Annotated in this window: 14 protein-coding genes; 4 read left to right on the top strand and 10 right to left on the bottom strand. The window is 55.5% G+C overall.

Annotated elements, in window-relative coordinates:
• Positions 1–463: 463 nt before the first annotated feature.
• Positions 464–1039 carry a DinB family protein gene (locus VAE57_RS06330; RefSeq protein WP_322821044.1) on the bottom strand — a complete coding sequence of 192 codons (576 nt, stop codon included), beginning with the start codon at positions 1037–1039 and terminating at the stop codon, positions 464–466.
• 187 nt (positions 1040–1226) lie between these two features.
• Positions 1227–2594: a dipeptidase gene (locus VAE57_RS06325; protein WP_322821043.1), complete on the bottom strand. Its 1368-nt coding sequence runs from the start codon at positions 2592–2594 to the stop codon at positions 1227–1229.
• An 80-nt stretch (positions 2595–2674) separates the two neighbouring features.
• On the opposite strand from VAE57_RS06325, the gene VAE57_RS06320 reads away from it, so the two are divergent.
• The gene (locus VAE57_RS06320) at positions 2675–3445 is read left to right on the top strand and encodes a TspO/MBR family protein (RefSeq protein WP_322821042.1); all 771 of its coding nucleotides are present in this window, start codon (positions 2675–2677) and stop codon (positions 3443–3445) included.
• Between the two features lie 367 nt (positions 3446–3812).
• Here VAE57_RS06320 and VAE57_RS06315 read toward each other — a convergent pair whose 3' ends face one another.
• Positions 3813–4376: a helix-turn-helix domain-containing protein gene (locus tag VAE57_RS06315; RefSeq protein WP_322821041.1), complete on the bottom strand. Its 564-nt coding sequence runs from the start codon at positions 4374–4376 to the stop codon at positions 3813–3815.
• 252 nt (positions 4377–4628) lie between these two features.
• On the opposite strand from VAE57_RS06315, the gene VAE57_RS06310 reads away from it, so the two are divergent.
• From VAE57_RS06310 to VAE57_RS06300, 3 genes are all read left to right on the top strand, one after another.
• Positions 4629–4769 (top strand): hypothetical protein, encoded by a 141-nt coding sequence (locus tag VAE57_RS06310; RefSeq protein WP_322821040.1) that lies wholly within the window; start codon positions 4629–4631, stop codon positions 4767–4769.
• A 149-nt stretch (positions 4770–4918) separates the two neighbouring features.
• Positions 4919–5905 (top strand): hypothetical protein, encoded by a 987-nt coding sequence (locus VAE57_RS06305; protein ID WP_322821039.1) that lies wholly within the window; start codon positions 4919–4921, stop codon positions 5903–5905.
• Between the two features lie 147 nt (positions 5906–6052).
• On the top strand, positions 6053–6760 hold the full coding sequence (locus tag VAE57_RS06300; RefSeq protein ID WP_322821038.1) for a PHP-associated domain-containing protein: 708 nt from the start codon (positions 6053–6055) through the stop codon (positions 6758–6760).
• Between the two features lie 498 nt (positions 6761–7258).
• On the opposite strand, the gene VAE57_RS06295 is transcribed toward VAE57_RS06300, so the two are convergent.
• From VAE57_RS06295 to VAE57_RS06265, 7 genes are all read right to left on the bottom strand, one after another.
• On the bottom strand, positions 7259–9139 hold the full coding sequence (locus VAE57_RS06295) for a hypothetical protein (protein WP_322821037.1): 1881 nt from the start codon (positions 9137–9139) through the stop codon (positions 7259–7261).
• Between the two features lie 492 nt (positions 9140–9631).
• On the bottom strand, positions 9632–10456 hold the full coding sequence (locus VAE57_RS06290) for an SDH family Clp fold serine proteinase (RefSeq protein ID WP_322821036.1): 825 nt from the start codon (positions 10454–10456) through the stop codon (positions 9632–9634).
• A 21-nt stretch (positions 10457–10477) separates the two neighbouring features.
• Positions 10478–11176, bottom strand: coding sequence for a rhomboid family intramembrane serine protease (locus VAE57_RS06285; protein ID WP_322821035.1), 699 nt, complete (start codon positions 11174–11176; stop codon positions 10478–10480).
• Between the two features lie 586 nt (positions 11177–11762).
• Positions 11763–13391: a H(+)/Cl(-) exchange transporter ClcA gene (clcA, locus tag VAE57_RS06280; protein ID WP_322821034.1), complete on the bottom strand. Its 1629-nt coding sequence runs from the start codon at positions 13389–13391 to the stop codon at positions 11763–11765.
• 62 nt (positions 13392–13453) lie between these two features.
• Positions 13454–13930 (bottom strand): SRPBCC family protein, encoded by a 477-nt coding sequence (locus VAE57_RS06275; RefSeq protein ID WP_322821033.1) that lies wholly within the window; start codon positions 13928–13930, stop codon positions 13454–13456.
• A gap of 11 nt (positions 13931–13941) precedes the next feature.
• Positions 13942–14832, bottom strand: a complete 891-nt coding sequence (locus VAE57_RS06270; RefSeq protein WP_322821032.1) for a hypothetical protein — start codon at positions 14830–14832, stop codon at positions 13942–13944.
• Positions 14833–14994: 162 nt separating this feature from the next.
• Positions 14995–16293, bottom strand: a complete 1299-nt coding sequence (locus tag VAE57_RS06265; protein ID WP_322821031.1) for a hypothetical protein — start codon at positions 16291–16293, stop codon at positions 14995–14997.

Genomic DNA, 16293 nt, shown 5'->3' with positions numbered 1-16293 from the left:
ATCACCGCCGGGGCAGCAGCGCTCGCCAATGCGATTCGCGATGCTACCGGTGCCCGTATCTACGAACTGCCTATGCGCGATGAAGTGGTGTGGCGGGTAATACAGAGCAAAAGGGAGTCAACAAGCAATAGTTACTGAATCTACAAGTAACAAATGATCGGGTATGGTTGTTCACCATATCCCGATCATCATTCACGACTCGTGGTAATACCCCTATAGAATCGCCTGGCCTACACAAGATATACCACCGTATGCATTGACACAGTCCACACCTGTGAGTATACAGCTCACACGAGTGCCCATGCGTTGTACGCTGTAGATCGCTCTGCTACTGAACGCGCATGGTATTGCGCCCCAGGCCGTGCCCAGGCGGATGAATTGTCGGCGCTGTTGGAACTATTCTTATCCCAACACATTAGAAGCGTTCTCAAGGCAGCAGGCGTGTGCTATGGCGAAAAACCGATCAGGAATGGGCGGCTGCCTTTGCCTGACGCACAATCTCGGCAATCTGGCCGAGATGATCGTAGGCGTGGGCCAGCCCCAAGGCAAATCGTCCACGCGCATCAACCGGCGGCGCACCCCGCCAAGGTTCGACAATGTAGTCGAGATGCGGATGGTCGGGCCACATATTCAACGACGCATGGAGCATGCGGCGACTCTCGGCGAGACGCTGACGTACCTGGGACATTGTCGTGACGGTCTCCCAGGGCACTTCATAGCGCGAACGGCCATGAAATGGCACGCCACGTGCCATTTCGGCGGCTAGAAACGCCGACTCCTCGCACGAAGCAGTGAGATGAACGATCACATGGCCGAGTGTCCATGCCTGGTTAACTGCATTCGGATCACTGGCAAATGGATCGTGCGCGTTGGGATCAACCGGCTGAAATGTCACATCCGCATCGGTACAGTCGGTAATCAGCCGTTCGACCGTGTCGTACATCTCGTCGGTCTCGGCATGTAAATCGGCTACGGTTAAACCATCTACCAGTTGCTGAATGGTACGCTCACGACGATACACAGCAGCGTAGTCGAGCATATCCTCTCTCCTTTTGGACTCACCTCGGGTTACGTATCAGACATCAACTTGATCACCTGACAATCTCGATCCGCAGATTATGAGTGCGGACGTGCAGGTTCCGCACTCATGCGATACAGTCCACATACGACTGATAAGACCAACAGAATCGCAAGTTACTGGACAAGTGCTGATAGCCGGTCTATCCTCACTGTCCCAACCGCTCAAGCAGCATACAATAGGCGGTTTGTCCCTTGCGGAAACTGCTCAAGCGGAAGAATTCATCGGGCGCATGGAAGCGTTCATCGTCCAGGCCAAAGGCAAAGTTGCTGGTATACGCACCGAGCTGGCGCTGGAAGAGGGTACATACCGGGATCGAACCACCACTCCGCACGTAATACGGCTCACGGCCGTACAGCTCAATCAGGACTTCACGCACGGCGACATTGCCCGGATCGTCTTCGGGAATGAGGTAGGGGAAGGCCTGAAAGGCAAGTGGTGTCACGGTCACGGTTACGCCGGGTGGGGTATGTCGCTTGATGTGCGCCTGCAATAGATCGAGGATGACCTGGGGTTCCTGATCGGGCACCAGCCGACAGGTTATTTTGGCGTGGGCTTCAGACGGCAAGACAGTCTTGATACCTTCCTGTTGGAAGCCGCCCCAGATACCGTTAACTTCAAGTGTTGGCCGCACCCACTCACGCTCACGCGGGGTAAAACCGGCTTCACCGAAGAGGGCCGGCACGCCGAGGGATGATTTCAGCTTCTCTTCATCGAAGGGAATGGCCGCAATCCGCTCGCGGTCGGCAGGGGTCAGTGGTCGCACCTGATCGTAGAAGCCGGGAACGGTGATCATACCATCGTCCGAGCGCATCGAGGCGAGGATGTGCACCAGCGCATGTATCGGGTTCTGCACGACACCACCGTACATGCCCGAATGCAAGTCCATATTTGCGGCACGCACGTCGATCTGTAATCCACAGCCGCCGCGCAGACCAACCAGAATCTGAGGCTGATCCTCGCTCCACTGTCCACCATCGGCGCTTAAGACGAGATCGCACGCAAACCGTTCACGCTCGTGCTGCAGGAACGCCGGAATCTGCGGACTACCAATCTCTTCCTGGCCCTCGAAGAAGAACTTGATATTGACCGGTAGCGATCCGCTGCTGCGCAGCAGCGCCTCCACTGCCAGGATTGGAATGAGCATGTTGCCTTTATCATCGCTCGCACCACGAGCATAGATGCGGTCATGTTCGATATGCGGCTCGAAGGGCGGGTGTGTCCATAGATCGAGAGGATCAACCGGCTGCACATCAAAATGGCCGTAGATCAACACTGTTGGCTTTCCCGGCGCGTGCAGCCAATCGGCATAGACGACCGGATGACCACCGGTAGGCAGGATCGCGACATGTTCCATGCCGGCCTGAGTCAGGCGATTTGCTACCCATTCGGCAGCACGTAGCACATCCCCGGCGTGGGCTGAGATGGCCGAGATGCTGGGAATGCGCAGAAAATCAACTAACTCGGCAAGAAAATGTTCCTGATGTTCGGCAAGATAGCTCTTCCAGTCTGGCATGGCGACCATTCTCCTCTTACAATACAGGCAGGCGAGTCTACGCACTTCGCCTCGGTATCATCATTATAACGGAGATTACGATGAACACATCACTTGCTCGTCCAATATTTCATTTGCAACAGATGGGGGTAGTGATTGGGTTGCTGGCAACTATTGTGACCAACATTCTGGCGAATACGTTGCCACTCAACGGGCAGACCACCGGCGAGATTTCAGACCGCTACCCTCTTTTTATCACACCGCCCGGCTATGTGTTTTCGATTTGGGGCTTGATTTATATCGGTCTTATCGGTTATGCAACCTATCAGCTTCTTCCGACGCAGGCAACCAATCCCCGCCTGCGAGCCGCCGCGCTCTGGTTCGGACTGAGCTGTGTCGGCAATATAGCGTGGCTCATCTTCTGGCACTACAATCTGCCCCTGCTCTCACTACCGGCAATGCTGATTGTGCTGGTGGGGCTGATTGGCGTCTATCTGGCACTGCGTGGCCCCGGCCCAGCGGAGGTTGGTGAGCAGTGGCTGGTACGGCCAACGTTCAGCCTGTACCTGGGCTGGATTTGTGTCGCCACCCTGGTCAATGGTGGTGTCCTGCTGTACGAGCTGGGCTGGCGCGATACCGGCAGTGGTGGGATTGTGAGTGCAATGGTTCTGCTGGGACTGGCTGCCGGTTTGAGCTGGTGGTTTGTCTACCGCTGGCAAGACGGGGTATTGCCACTGGTGGTCGTCTGGGCGTCCAGTGGAATCGCGCTCAAACAAGCGGCTGTCGTGCCGCTCGCCACGATGGCGTGGGTGGTAGCGCTACTTACTGCGGGGATGGCGGTCATGGTGGGAGTGAAGGCGATCAGGAAATGAGGATTGGCATGGCAGGCGGTAGCTGCTTGCCGGCCAGCAGCGATTGCCCTTCACCGATTTGCACCCTCTCTGACCACCAAAGCACGCAGGCGACCGACACGTGCCCTATTACCGGCAGAGTATGCAAACCCTTGACTCAACTCGTCACAGACCAGCAGAAAAAAAAACAGGCATCGCTAATCTGCATATTTGGACGGCGGGGAACACCAGGTAAGGAAAGACAGAACATATGAGTGCAGGCAAGAGATAGGTACCGACAATAGCGTAGAAGTCTGCATCGGGGACTCCTGATGCGGTAGACGTTGTGTCAGCTCATTAATACCGGCCACCGGGAGAGGTATGCTATGGCAACCTCCTGACGTAAGGCTTACTCTGCATCCGACGAATTTGCCTGGTCTACCAGCAGTGCTGTCCGCAATGGATGGCCCATCATAAAAATGCGACGTTTGATGCGTCCTTCAGCCGGGAGGTTCTTTTGCAGAGCCTCTAACAGATCGTAGATCGCCCGACGTACTTCCACGAACTCCTGCTCTGTAGCATAGAACGTGTATTCGCGGGCAATGATGTTATTCAGATCAGGTTCGCCACGCTCCAGTACATAATGCGCCAGGTCTTGTGCTACCGACGAGCCGTATAACTGAACATGGTCGGCGAACTGCTCTAACCCGCCAGGCTGAAAAACATCTATTGGGCCAATCAACCCTTCCTCGGCGATGAAGAAGCGCTCTTCGATCCCGTGAATATGACGTACACGGGCAACACGCACCACGCCTGCTTCCAGCATTTTGTGTACGTGTCGGTACAGCGACGGTTTAGGAATGTCGGGCAGGACACGTGACAATTGATTGATGGAGAGTTCAACCCCGGTGAGCGCCTGAAAGATGCGCATGCGCGCCGGGTGATTCACAACGGCAAAGTTTTTGAGTGGCATAAGCAGAACCTTTCAGGTATATCAACTTCAAAATCGTTATCAAAAACGATAACATAAAGAATGCCAACATGCAATACCCTTTATCTGGCTGATAGACGCCAGACGATATGACGCAGGTTACGAACCGGAACGAGAGTCCGCTGGGAGCTGCGTCTGATCGTAAGCACGGTGGATGCGGCAGCATGGCGGCCGCACGCCAAACTTCGCGATATGGGCAATGCTGGCTGGTAAGCGCATAATGGAGGCGGCAGTTTGGCTGCCGCAGGCCACGCGACACCGATCACGACCGGCACGGGAGTCCGCTGGGAGCTGCGTCTGATCGTGAGCACGGTGGATGCGGCAGCATGGCTGCCGCACGCCAAACTGCGCGATATAGGCAATGCTGGCTGGTAATGGTATCCTCGCCAAAACGTAAGACTACTGCTTGTGGTGATGCGTCTAATAGTTGTTCAACTCCCTGTAATCTTTCGGTGGTGAGAACGCTAACCGTCATCGTTCGTAGGGATGAAACCGTTTTGTCGGTGACCCGTAAGGAGACTCCTATGACGATGATTAACCGTTCACGCCTTACCATCTTCGCGCTGTTGCTTACCGGTATCCTGGGGAGCATTGTCGCTATTTGGAGCTGGTCGGCCAATGCCCAAACCGCCAGCCTCACTGTTTCACCAACTGTTGCCCGACAAAACACGACGGTGACGCTGTACGGCAGTGGTTTTGTGCCCGGCGAGAAGGTGAGTATTTGGATTACCTATCCCGACTATACAGTCTACGGGGTGACGGTGCTCACCATCGATGAGCGTGGTCAATTCAGTCACCCGTACCTTCCCGATTTTCTCGGCGCAACGTTTACCCCAACCGGGCGCTACACTTACACCGCTCGCGGCTGGCAGAGTGGTCGTGAAGCCTACGCCAGTATCGAGGTTGACATTGCGCCCGCACCCGGCACTACGGCCGGTGTTCAATTGACGGTTGATCGGGCCGTACAAACGCAGGGGAATACCTTCAGCTTCAGCGGTAGTGGGTATAAACCCGGCGAGCGCGTTGCCCTCTGGCTACGGTATCCGAACAATGCAGTTGCCGATCTCGGTGTCCAGATTGCCGATGGTCAGGGACGGATTGGGCTGGCTATAGACAGTAACGGTGTGCCGGTCGGTCGATATGCGCTGACAGCACGTGGCTTGCAGAGTGGCGGTAATGGTATCGTTGAGTTTGAGGTGCAGGTTGGTGATGCTCTCCGTCCACGCGGTACTGCCGGGTTAGAGGTCGGACTGGGCAGCAGTCAGCAACGCAGTGCAGTGTCATTACGCGGCACCGGTTTTCTCCCCGGCGAGGTGATTACGATTTGGACTACCCGACCTGACTACTCGACCGAGTGGCTCGCTGATGTGACGGCGGCAGCCGATGGCTCGTTTACAACTGAACTGTACCTGAGTGAGCAGAATCCGGCCGGGCGCTACGCTTTCAGTGCGTATGGTAATCGCAGCGAGCGACGGGCAGTGGCTGAGTATACGTTGCTTCCCGGTCGCTAATTGTTTACCTGTTGTTTATCTGCGCTTGATCCATTCATCACAAGTTCTTGAACAAAGCGGGCTACACTAAGTACGGCAAAGATATCCTGATCATATGATCAGGATTGAAATGTGTGCCGTATTACAGAACAAAAGGGAGTGTAGCCCGTGGACTCACTACTCACCGCTGCCGATCTCCACATTCATACTACAGCCAGTGATGGTACCGCCTCACCAGAGGCGGTTTTATCGTATGTAGCAACCGAAACCGATTTGCGCGTGATTGCGATTACCGACCACGATACGCTGCGCGGAGCACTCCACGCCCGTGAACAAGCATCGCATTATGGTATTGACGTGATCGTTGGCTGTGAAATCTCGACGCGCAGCGGTCATCTGCTAGCACTGTTCATTGAGCAGCCAGTTCCGGCGGGTCTGAGTGTTGCAGAAACCGTCGCTCGGATCCATGATCAGGGTGGCATGGCTTTCGCGGCCCATCCCTTCGGCATGCTGGTGCCTTCTATCGGACGACGGCACCTGCTTGGCCCAGAGCGGACTGATGTTGATTGGATGCAGCTTGACGGCATCGAGGTCTTCAACGCCAGTCTATGGAATCCGATGAACAATGAGCGAGCGGCTCGATGTGCTCAGCGATGGGGGTTGATACATATCGGCGGCAGTGATGCCCACAATCTTACAATGATCGGTGCCGGGCGCACGCTCTTTGCTGGCACCAGCGCAGCCGATCTGCGGCGGGCGTTACAGCGACGCGCTACACTGGTGCACGGAAAGTATTGGGGATGGCGCGGGGTTGCCGGTGTGGTGCGCGAGCGTGTATGGCGACAGTTCGGGCGACCGGTCGAGTCTGTATCATAAATCCAGGTTGCAATCTTATATCACCACAGAGACACGGAGGACACAGAGGATGGACACTATCCAGGTTGCCACCTCAGAGCATGACGGAGCGCATCTACGGGAACTGGCTGCCACCTACATAGTTTACACAGGTACGTTCGACGATGTTGTGCGCAGCGTCGTGCTGTTCACATAGCAGTCAGTCTTACGTGGCCGGCTCACAGCGTAGGCGGCAACTTGGGTTATCATAATCCAAGTTGCTACCTTTATCACCACAGAGACACAGAGGGCACAGCGAATAGGTACAAGCCGGGTTGCTACCGTAAGGCGTGGCCTAACCCATCCATAGGAATTGGCTACTACCCACATCATTCACGCGGTTGCGCCACACGGTGTTGCGTGTAACGTCACGTTATTCATCCTGACAGTCAGCCTCTATAGCCTGCTCATAGCATAGGTGGCAATTTGAGTTATCATAACTGTGTAACCATGGCTCGGCCTGGACGCAGACGCCGTTCTTTAGTGCGCCCATTCGCCAATCGCTGGCCCGGTCTCAAAAAAGATTGCAGGTAGCAGGTTCAGCCGTCGGCTCAGCCAGGGTAAGGTAGTTTGCAGCAAGTGACGACGCACCTGCGGCGGGAGCAACGCGCCGGTCATTGGGCCAATGCGCACTACCCCAGCGCTTCGACGGCGAAGCAACGTGACAATCCAGGCTGCTAGCTTTGCCCGGTGCCAGATCAGGGCGGGTGAATGTTGCCAGGTGGCAAGGAAATCGGTCAGTTCATCAAGTTCGAGCGGTGGAAAGTCGGTGCGCTTACCCCAGTGTTCCCTGTGGTGCTGGATGGTCGCGGCCAGTGCCTGCGCCGCAGCATCGAGTACAGGACGCCGGCGTGATTTCACTGCTGCCGCCAACGGCAACAGGAACGCCCGTGTGCGCCAAGCGATTGTCAGCACATCATGCAAATATTCGAGACTAGTCACAATCTGTTGGGCCAGAGGGTCTGACGAGGGAGCTGTAGCAGTGACGTGATCGCGAAGACGCTGCGCCTGCTGCACTGCCTGTTCAGCCCGGTTTATCACCGGCTCGATGGCAGTCAGTGATTCGGCAAGGTATATCCAGACCGGCAGCGCGGCGGTGGGATGCATCCACCAGACCCAAAGCAACGAAGGGGTTACCATCCCTTTGACGTTTGTCAATGCCGGCAAACGTCCGAAATACCACCCCTCTTCGATCAACTGCTCAGAAATAAGGTAAGCAGTCGCAACAGCTTCGGCAAATGGTGGACTGTAGTTCGCCAGTCGCTGCGCAAACCAGGTGCGCACGAAAGCTTCAGCATCAATATCGGGCTGACGGGCAAGCGCTGCAGTCACCGCACTGCTGGCTTCAGTCCAGAGGTTCCAGCCGTTTGGTCCGAGCGTCGCGCCCCCGCCACCCCAACCACCGGTGCTGTTCCATGCCCAGATACCCACGCACTGCGGACTGGTTGCTGCCCGGCGAATCGCAGCGCTGTGCAAATGAACCACGCCGGCAGGAACCAATCCAAATAACTCATATTCGCGGCGATTCTGCACTTCGACCAGTTGACGAGGGCCAGGCAAGCCCAGGGTTGGATTGGGCGGCAAGAAACGAAAGAAATCAGCCGGTGTATGTTTGATCAAAACCAGGAGGTGTGGATCATGCTGATCGGCAAATACTGCCGCATAGCGGGCCGGTGATGAGATGAGATCACCCGCCTCACCGATTCCCAATGTCCAGGTGCGGATGACCAGATGGCGATCAAAGGTTACGCACACCGGAAGCAGGGTCGCAATCAGGTGACGGATCGTCGCTACATCGTGATACAGCAGGTGTCCGGTATAACCGGGGATGTCATGCGCACCACCGGTCTCACCGATCCGGATTATTACCCCCTGCACCATTGGCAGGGCCGAAAAGAGATCGATGAATGCAGCCTGATTGATCGCTGTCAGACGAGGATTATCGGCGGTGAGCGCACCGGCAACCTTGCGCAACTCAGACGTCATCCACTGCATATCAGTGGTAACGTAGACCTGCATCCCACGCTTCGCCGCCTCAGTGAGAAGTGGCCACAAAGCCTGTTGGTAGGCCAGTGCCCGTAGACGAAAAGGGCTATCGGGTGCATAGTATTGCCGGGGTGCCTGATCGAAGGTCACCAGGTGCGCCAGGTTGTCAATCACTATACCGGTGTAGCCCTGAGCCTGTACCGCATCCAGATACGCCAGGGCGTGCTCAACACCACGTTGCAGGCGAGCCTGATCAACGTAAGGCGGAGAGGGAATATCTATCTGATTGAACGGAAATGACGACCAGTTCCGCACCGGCGCAGACTGATCGACGAATGGACCACTAATGTCTACCAGACGAAGAGAGAGCGGCATTGTCAATCACCGTTAGGTCGTAGTTAAGATGTTGTTAACGGAGTATTATATCGGGTCGAGACCAGATTTCAAGGGGAGATTGCTTATTGAACATTCACAGTTTGTTAGCGGTGTGTTAATGAAGGCAGATGCGACTGTTCACGGCTGAGGTGGTGCCATTCCACAGCGACGAGCAGTACAGGAACGGACGGCAACGCCGGTGCAACGATGCGAGTCGTTCAGGGGGTGTTTGCGTGTATGCTACCGGGTGAGCGTAATACGCTGGTGCCAGGTCCGGTAGTGATCGGCGACACGCCCCCTCCCCCTCCCGCTGGGGGCGGGTGTCGCCGGGGTGAGGTGCTGTGGCCAGCAGGGTTCGCCGACACGCCCCCTCCCCCTCCCGCCCCCGCTGGGGGCGGGTGTCGCCGGGGCGAGGTGCTGTGGCCAGCGGTGAAGAGCGATTAGCGTCTCGCCCTTCACCCAATACGCAGATGAAACCATCACTGATGTACGTCAAACGCTAGACTGGCGTGAGCGTGGTGCTGGAATATACTCAACCGATGGTCGGCGCTGAGCCGTTTGTGGGTAGAGCGCCATGATCTGATAAATCTCTTCTGGCATCTCAGTGCTGATCGGCAAACCCAATTCGCGGGCTTCGCTGACCGTAATCGGATAGTCGTGAGTCCATACCCCACTGGCCAGGGTATGGGCTACCTCTTCGGCCCGTTCAACCGGCATCTTATCACGCAGTAACTCACAAACGGTGCGCTTAACCTGGCGAATAGCCTTTTCGGCAATATCGGCCATCATCAACGTCTCGTCATCAATCTCGCTCAGGGGTTTGCGCTCAAGAACACTCAAGATCGAAGCGGCTGGGTGCTGGCCCAACTGTGGATCAACCGGCCCCAACACGGCATTCTCGTCCATCACAATCTCATCGGCAGCCAGCGCAATCAAGGTTCCGCCAGACATTGCATAATGCGGAACGAAGACAGTTACCTTCGCAGCGTGTTTGGTGAGGGCACGGGCAATCTGTTCGGCAGCCAGTACCAACCCGCCCGGCGTATGCAGGATTAGATCAATCGGAATATCGCGATCCGTCATCTTAATCGCCCGCAACACCGCTTCAGAATCTTCGATGTTGATATAGCGCACCAGCGGAAAACCGAGCAGACTCATAGTCTCCTGACGGTGAATCAGGACGATCGCCCGACTCTTACGCTTTCGTTCCAACTGTTCGAGCAGACGTTGACGCGCAGCATCGAGCATACGCTGCCTGATCACCGGCTGCAACGATGAGATGATGAAGAACAACCACAGCAGTGAAAAGAAATCCATACAACGCTCCTCACATCACACTCACCAGGGATAATACTCATCGAGATAGTAGCGTCGTACATAACGCCGCTGCCGAAATAACGGAGCCAGCACCAGGCCGGCCACAAACCCACCAATATGCGCCCACCACGCTACACCACCCATCTCCTGAACATCGATGATAATGGAGAAGAGACCATTTGCCAGTTGCGAAATAAACCAGAGACCCAGGTAGATAATAGCCGGTATCTCGACCAGCCATGGCAAGAAAAAGATCGGTATCAGCGTAACTACCCGTGCTGTTGGAAAGAACAGCAGATACGCTGCCAGTACACCACTCAACGCACCACTGGCACCAACGGTAGGAATCGGTGAGGTCGGATTGAAGAGGATGTGCGCAAATGCGGCAGCCACGCCACACAGCAGGTAGAAGATCAGATAACGCTGACTCCCCATCCGATCTTCAACATTGTCGCCGAAGATGTACAGTGCCAGCATATTGCTGAAGAGGTGAAACCAGCCGCCGTGCATAAACATCGAGGTGAAAATGGTGAGCAGTTGGGTAGGATCAAGCGGATTGGCAAGCAAGCGTGCCGGTACGAGGGCCAGGGTCGCGACCCAGGCTTCGGTAAGCCGGTCATTCCCAACCATCAACAGGAAGACGATAACATTCGCTACCAGCAATGCCCAGTTTACCACCGGAAATGTACGGGAAGGGATGGTGTCTGTAAGGGGAAGCATACGATTCCTTTCTGCCAGTCTTGCCCTGGATTGGAGGTTCACATATGACGGTTCAGAACCTATTTCAAAAACGTCTGCTAGCTGTTATCTCATTCATTACTAGCCGACTTTATGATTGTGACAAGCACACCCAGCATCGTGTGACGGGCAGGGTCAATGGTGTGACGCACACTGGATCGTGAGCACGACTGCTGTGGCAGCCATGCTACCGCACGCCAAACGGTGCGACACACGGGTATGACAGGCGGGCAAGGCAACCAATCCAGCTTATGCCAGCATGACCGGAGCTGTGCTCTGCCAACGGGCCAGGAGCAGGGTGAATGTCGTTGGTGATTGGCAAGCGTTCATAAGTCTGCATAATGCTCGGAGAGCACAACAGTACACCTTCTATGAGATACGTTCTTGTAAGGTAACTACCTTTGCGATAGTATTGGCATCGCGACTACATTCACATCGTCTAACTACGAGGATTGTCGGCTGTGTATCTTGATATCAATATCCGGTAGAGTTCACTTCTCTATCTTCAATATCCCGGTAATGATGATCAGGGCACCAGACGACAATGTGTGCGCTACGCTTGCTGTGCTTACATCTTCTCGGATACCAATACTTCCGATGGCGAACATCCTTTCTCCAGGATAGAGAGAGCATTGACAGCCGTTGGTGCAATTAATACCGTTAGATGCATATGTGGTTCCAGACGGGTGTAAGCAGTAGCAATCCATTCCCGGCTGCCATCACGACAGCGAACAATAATGCAGCCTGGTGGTAGTCCCAACTCCCGAATCGTCTTGCCCGCAAAGGGTGCACCGGGTGCCACAGTAAATTCGCGCACGACCGGTTCGTCAAGCTGGTGTTCAGTTTTGGTGCGCTGCAAGTCACGGCGGAGCAATGCCTCGTAGATCGGGCGATCCCGAAACACCTCAGTTACAACATATGCCAGAAAGCAGGCGATCAACAATGGCAGTAACTGATTGTAATTACCAGTCATTTCAGCAATCAGCACAATGCCGGTGAGGGGGGCACGTACAATAGCAGTAAACAGAGCCGCCATGCCAACGACACCAAACACTGTTGGATCAGGAACGAATGCCGGCGTCATTTGGTGTGCCGTAGCACCAACACCATAACCGATCATACTCCCTAATACCAGCAACGGCGCAAAGATTCCTCCAGGCGCCCCTGTTGCGTAACTGCTCATCGTCAGGGTAAAGCGGGTCAAAAGCAGAACTGGTATGACAGCAAGACTGATCTGACCAAGCAATACCTGCTCGGTAAGGTAATGGCCACCACCGATCACATCGGGCATCCACCACCCGACGAGGGCAACCACAGCACCCACTATAGCAGCATAAAGAAGTTTATGACGATAGTGTAACCTATCGGTATATGCCAATGTTCGCATCAAGACGTTATTAAATACTATTCCTGCCAAACCACACACGATACCGAGTAGCGCAAAGACCGGTAAGGTAGACAGCGGCTGGATCGGATGATCAGGAATGGTAAACACCGGTAATTGTCCGGTGAAAAATCTGGTAAAGACATTTGCAACCACCGCGGCAACAAATGCCGCACCAAAGACGGTTGGTCGAAAATCGCGCTGCAACTCTTCGAGCACGAAAATCAGACCGGACAGCGGTGCATTGAAGGCCGCGGCTAGCCCGGCACCAGAGCCAGCAGCGATCAGCGTAAGGCGTTCACGCGGTCCGCTGTGTAACAGATCGGCCACCCCACCACCAACTGCACCACCAATCTGGACACTTGGACCTTCCCGCCCTAACGTCAGCCCGCCACCAATTGCCAGCGTCCCACCGATCAGCTTTACCGGAATGATTCGCTGCCAGCGCAGATCGCGCAAACGATGCAACACTGCTTCAATATGAGGGATGCCGCTCCCACCGGCTTCTGGCGCATAACGCTGCGTTAACCAAACCGCCAGGGTCGCTCCGCTAACCGTCCATAAAACCGGTATCAGCCAGCCAATAAGCGGTAGTTGATGGCTCCATTCAATAAGCATTGTTCGCGTATTATCACCAATGCTAAGCATCCAGCGAAAGAGGGTTGTACAGACTCCAGCCAACAAGCCAACCAGCATTGCCAGCGGTAACAACCGCCGTCGTTGACTTCGCCGATCAAAGTATTCGGCTAGCTCACCGGCAACTGTTCCGGTATCCACAACTGGATTGTTGTCTGAAGCAGATGAAGCTCGCATGCGCGTTTCCAATCTGTAGAGAACGACGATGATAGATCAACACGACTAAATTTTGTAGCATATTATGAGTAGCGAGACACCTCTTGCTGTTCACACACCTGACGCAACCGCACCATTTGTGCCTGTGCGTCCAGCTTCATCAATGGAGCAACGGTCAACGGCCAGATCAGATCAAGCCCAGGTACCCGTAATCGATATTCAACCCGGTTATGAATCAGCGTTTGATCGGATCGCTTTTGCCAGGGCAGCCACTGCCAGGCATCGAATCCCTCCCAGAAACCATCGAATGCCCAGAGTATCAGTCCAGGGCGACGTTCTATAACTACATAACCGGCTTCGAGCAGCGGCCCAACCCCGGTAAGGCGCAGCCGCCAGCGCACTCCACGTTCAAATTGCCAGCCGTCGAGCGGTGTGAACTGAACTGCTGGCGACATCCAGCGTTGCATCAACGCCTCGTCAGTCATCACTCGCTCAACCCGATCAATCGGGGCAGTAACAACGACAAACTCCTCAAGCAGATGGGGAAAAGGCGATTGCATCGGTCAACCCTTCATGAACCTGACGCCAGCGACCAGATACCGAAATTGTCGAAATGGACTTCGACCCCACCTTCGGCATTGTAGCAGGCCGTTGAGACACCTACCCGCCCAGCACCCAGGGTATTGTCGCGCAGATCGGCAGCCAGTGCATCGTTGATAAACAGCCGGATACGCTCACCCTGTCTGATCACCCGTAAGCGATTTTGATCAGCCACCGTCGTGATACGGCGCGGATCACCTTCTGCCAGGATAACCGGCTCACCTTCGGTAAGGATGATGGAGAGACGATAATAGTCGATAAAAAATTCAAACTTGTAGAAACCAACGTTGCGTTGTTGGGCAAAGATCAGGCCGCAACTCCCGTCACCACCGCCACGAGCAATCCGGCAATCAACTTCACCGATAAAGTCGGTGAATGAACTCAATTCGTACACTTCGTATGACGTATCCTTACCTGACCATAATACCTTGAAAACCCCGTCTTCGATCAGATTAAGCTCAATATCCTGGAAGACACCGGTAAACCAGGCATTGCGGTTATCAACGAATTCATCGTAAAAGACGCGCTGAGCATTGGCAAAGAGTGCCGTTAATTCAGTCTGGAGTGCCGTCGCTGTTTGGGTAGCGGCCATCTGCACCAGCGCCTGCGCTGTGCGCGCCTGAGCCGTCTGCGTCATGCCTACAGCGTCGGACGAGGTAGATTGACTGTTCGCACTCCTGATAGCGGTAGGCGATGGCGGGAGTGATGTACCAGACGCTGTAGGTACCACCAACGGGGCAACTATGGGGCGACGATTCATCCAGGTGACGAGAGCAGCGCTACCGATAATGATCAGCACCAGTACGCTAACCATAAGCAGGATCGGTGTTTGCCTGCCGGTGCGGATAAAGGACGGTATCATTGATGACAGCATCGCGCCAGTTGAGGTCACGGCTGTTTCCGATAGTTGCGTGCCACAGTGAGGGCATGCCTGTGCACCAGATGGCACTGCTGAACTACATTGTGGGCAAGAACGTTCCTGTGACATGTTTTATGTATACTTGCATCGCACGTGGGTGCTCTTCTACCCGCTGCGCACACCACCCATACTGACACCTGCCAGGCTGCCACCGATAACCGTTACCGGTACGCCAGCCATTGCCTCATATTCCACAGCAATCCGTCTGACATCAGCTTCGGCATCACTACGCGCAAAAACGACCAGTATCGCCTGCGATGCAGCCACCGGTTGGCGCACACCGAAAATGGTCGAACTGCTCATCCGGGTGGCAAGGGCATCGGCGTGGGGGTCGGTCAAGCCAAGGGCAGCCTGCTCCCAGTGGCTCTGCGTCAGCAATTCACCGATCAACCGCAGATCATCTTCACGCTGGGTCCGATTGGCCGCTGCCCGCAGCAGGGCCAGCATAAGGCGTGTACGCTGCTGCTCGGCAAGGGCAAAAGCCGCTAGTGCCGGCAAAGAGTAGCCTGCGTGCTGTTCGCCGATCACATCGGAATGTGCATTCATCGCAGCGAGCAGACGTAGACGGCCATCGCGCACAAAATCGGTTAGTTTCAGATTAGCCAGTCTGGTCCCTGGTTCACTGTCGACAATGCCCCCTTCGCCGATGATCTGATCGAGGAACGCCAGCGCTGCTCGCAACCGTGATGGCAGTTGACGCGACTCCTCGCCAACGCGCAGCGTCCAGATCGCACAACCTGGCGGAAGATGGACACTCCCACTAATTGATGCTGTGTGTGGGTGGACCATCATCACTTCGTTTGCCGGAGCACAGACGGTGGTCAGCGTACCGATGAGGTCAAAACTGCGACTGTCGATCTGCTGCAAGCCCTCGGCACAGGTTATCGCCAGTTCGCGTGGCGCGAGATGAACCTGATACGCCGTGACCAGCGCCTGCGCGAAGGCGGCAATGACGGTTGCAGAGCTACCCGGCGACGCCTGTGGCTGTAACAGGATTCGCGCCCCGCCACCGAAGCAAACAAATTCTTCCCGCATCAAGGCCACCCAGGCTATCAAAGCCGGTTCCCACCACGGACTGCGTGGCGGGCAGTGACGGTCGATCTCACTTACCGCATCGGCATATTCACGTGGTCCACCTGGGAGAAACAGAGCGGTGCATGGAATCGAATCAGTGCGCTGACCAACCCGAATCCGAATGATCGGTTCGGGGTCAGGCTGAAGGGCCACCAGCACGCCACCACCGGTTGGCCAGAGCAAGGTTGGGATGCCGGCTTCAGCGACGATCCCCCCCGATAGATCAACCCACCCCGGTGCCCGCACCAGCGTAATCGAGCGGTCGCGGTCGAAAAATCCACCTCTCTCGGCGCGCACCCGTTGGCCGAAACGTTCAAACTCGGCAGCCAC

The sequence above is a fragment of the Chloroflexus sp. genome (genome assembly GCF_034434295.1).
GTDB lineage: Bacteria > Chloroflexota > Chloroflexia > Chloroflexales > Chloroflexaceae > Chloroflexus.
This window is presented reverse-complemented; position numbering and strand designations above follow the sequence as displayed.

Bases quoted from the DNA above. Each gene is read 5' to 3' on its own strand.
- VAE57_RS06320 (WP_322821042.1), top strand. From the start codon at position 2,675: ATGAACACATCACTTGCTCGTCCAATATTTCATTTGCAACAGATGGGG.
- VAE57_RS06330 (WP_322821044.1), bottom strand. From the start codon at position 1,039: ATGCTCGACTACGCTGCTGTGTATCGTCGTGAGCGTACCATTCAGCAA.
- VAE57_RS06275 (WP_322821033.1), bottom strand. From the start codon at position 13,930: ATGCAATCGCCTTTTCCCCATCTGCTTGAGGAGTTTGTCGTTGTTACT.
- VAE57_RS06305 (WP_322821039.1), top strand. From the start codon at position 4,919: ATGACGATGATTAACCGTTCACGCCTTACCATCTTCGCGCTGTTGCTT.
- VAE57_RS06325 (WP_322821043.1), bottom strand. From the start codon at position 2,594: ATGCCAGACTGGAAGAGCTATCTTGCCGAACATCAGGAACATTTTCTT.
- VAE57_RS06285 (WP_322821035.1), bottom strand. From the start codon at position 11,176: ATGCTTCCCCTTACAGACACCATCCCTTCCCGTACATTTCCGGTGGTA.
- VAE57_RS06290 (WP_322821036.1), bottom strand. From the start codon at position 10,456: ATGGATTTCTTTTCACTGCTGTGGTTGTTCTTCATCATCTCATCGTTG.
- clcA (WP_322821034.1), bottom strand. From the start codon at position 13,391: ATGCGAGCTTCATCTGCTTCAGACAACAATCCAGTTGTGGATACCGGA.
- VAE57_RS06295 (WP_322821037.1), bottom strand. From the start codon at position 9,139: ATGCCGCTCTCTCTTCGTCTGGTAGACATTAGTGGTCCATTCGTCGAT.
- VAE57_RS06315 (WP_322821041.1), bottom strand. From the start codon at position 4,376: ATGCCACTCAAAAACTTTGCCGTTGTGAATCACCCGGCGCGCATGCGC.
- VAE57_RS06270 (WP_322821032.1), bottom strand. From the start codon at position 14,832: ATGATACCGTCCTTTATCCGCACCGGCAGGCAAACACCGATCCTGCTT.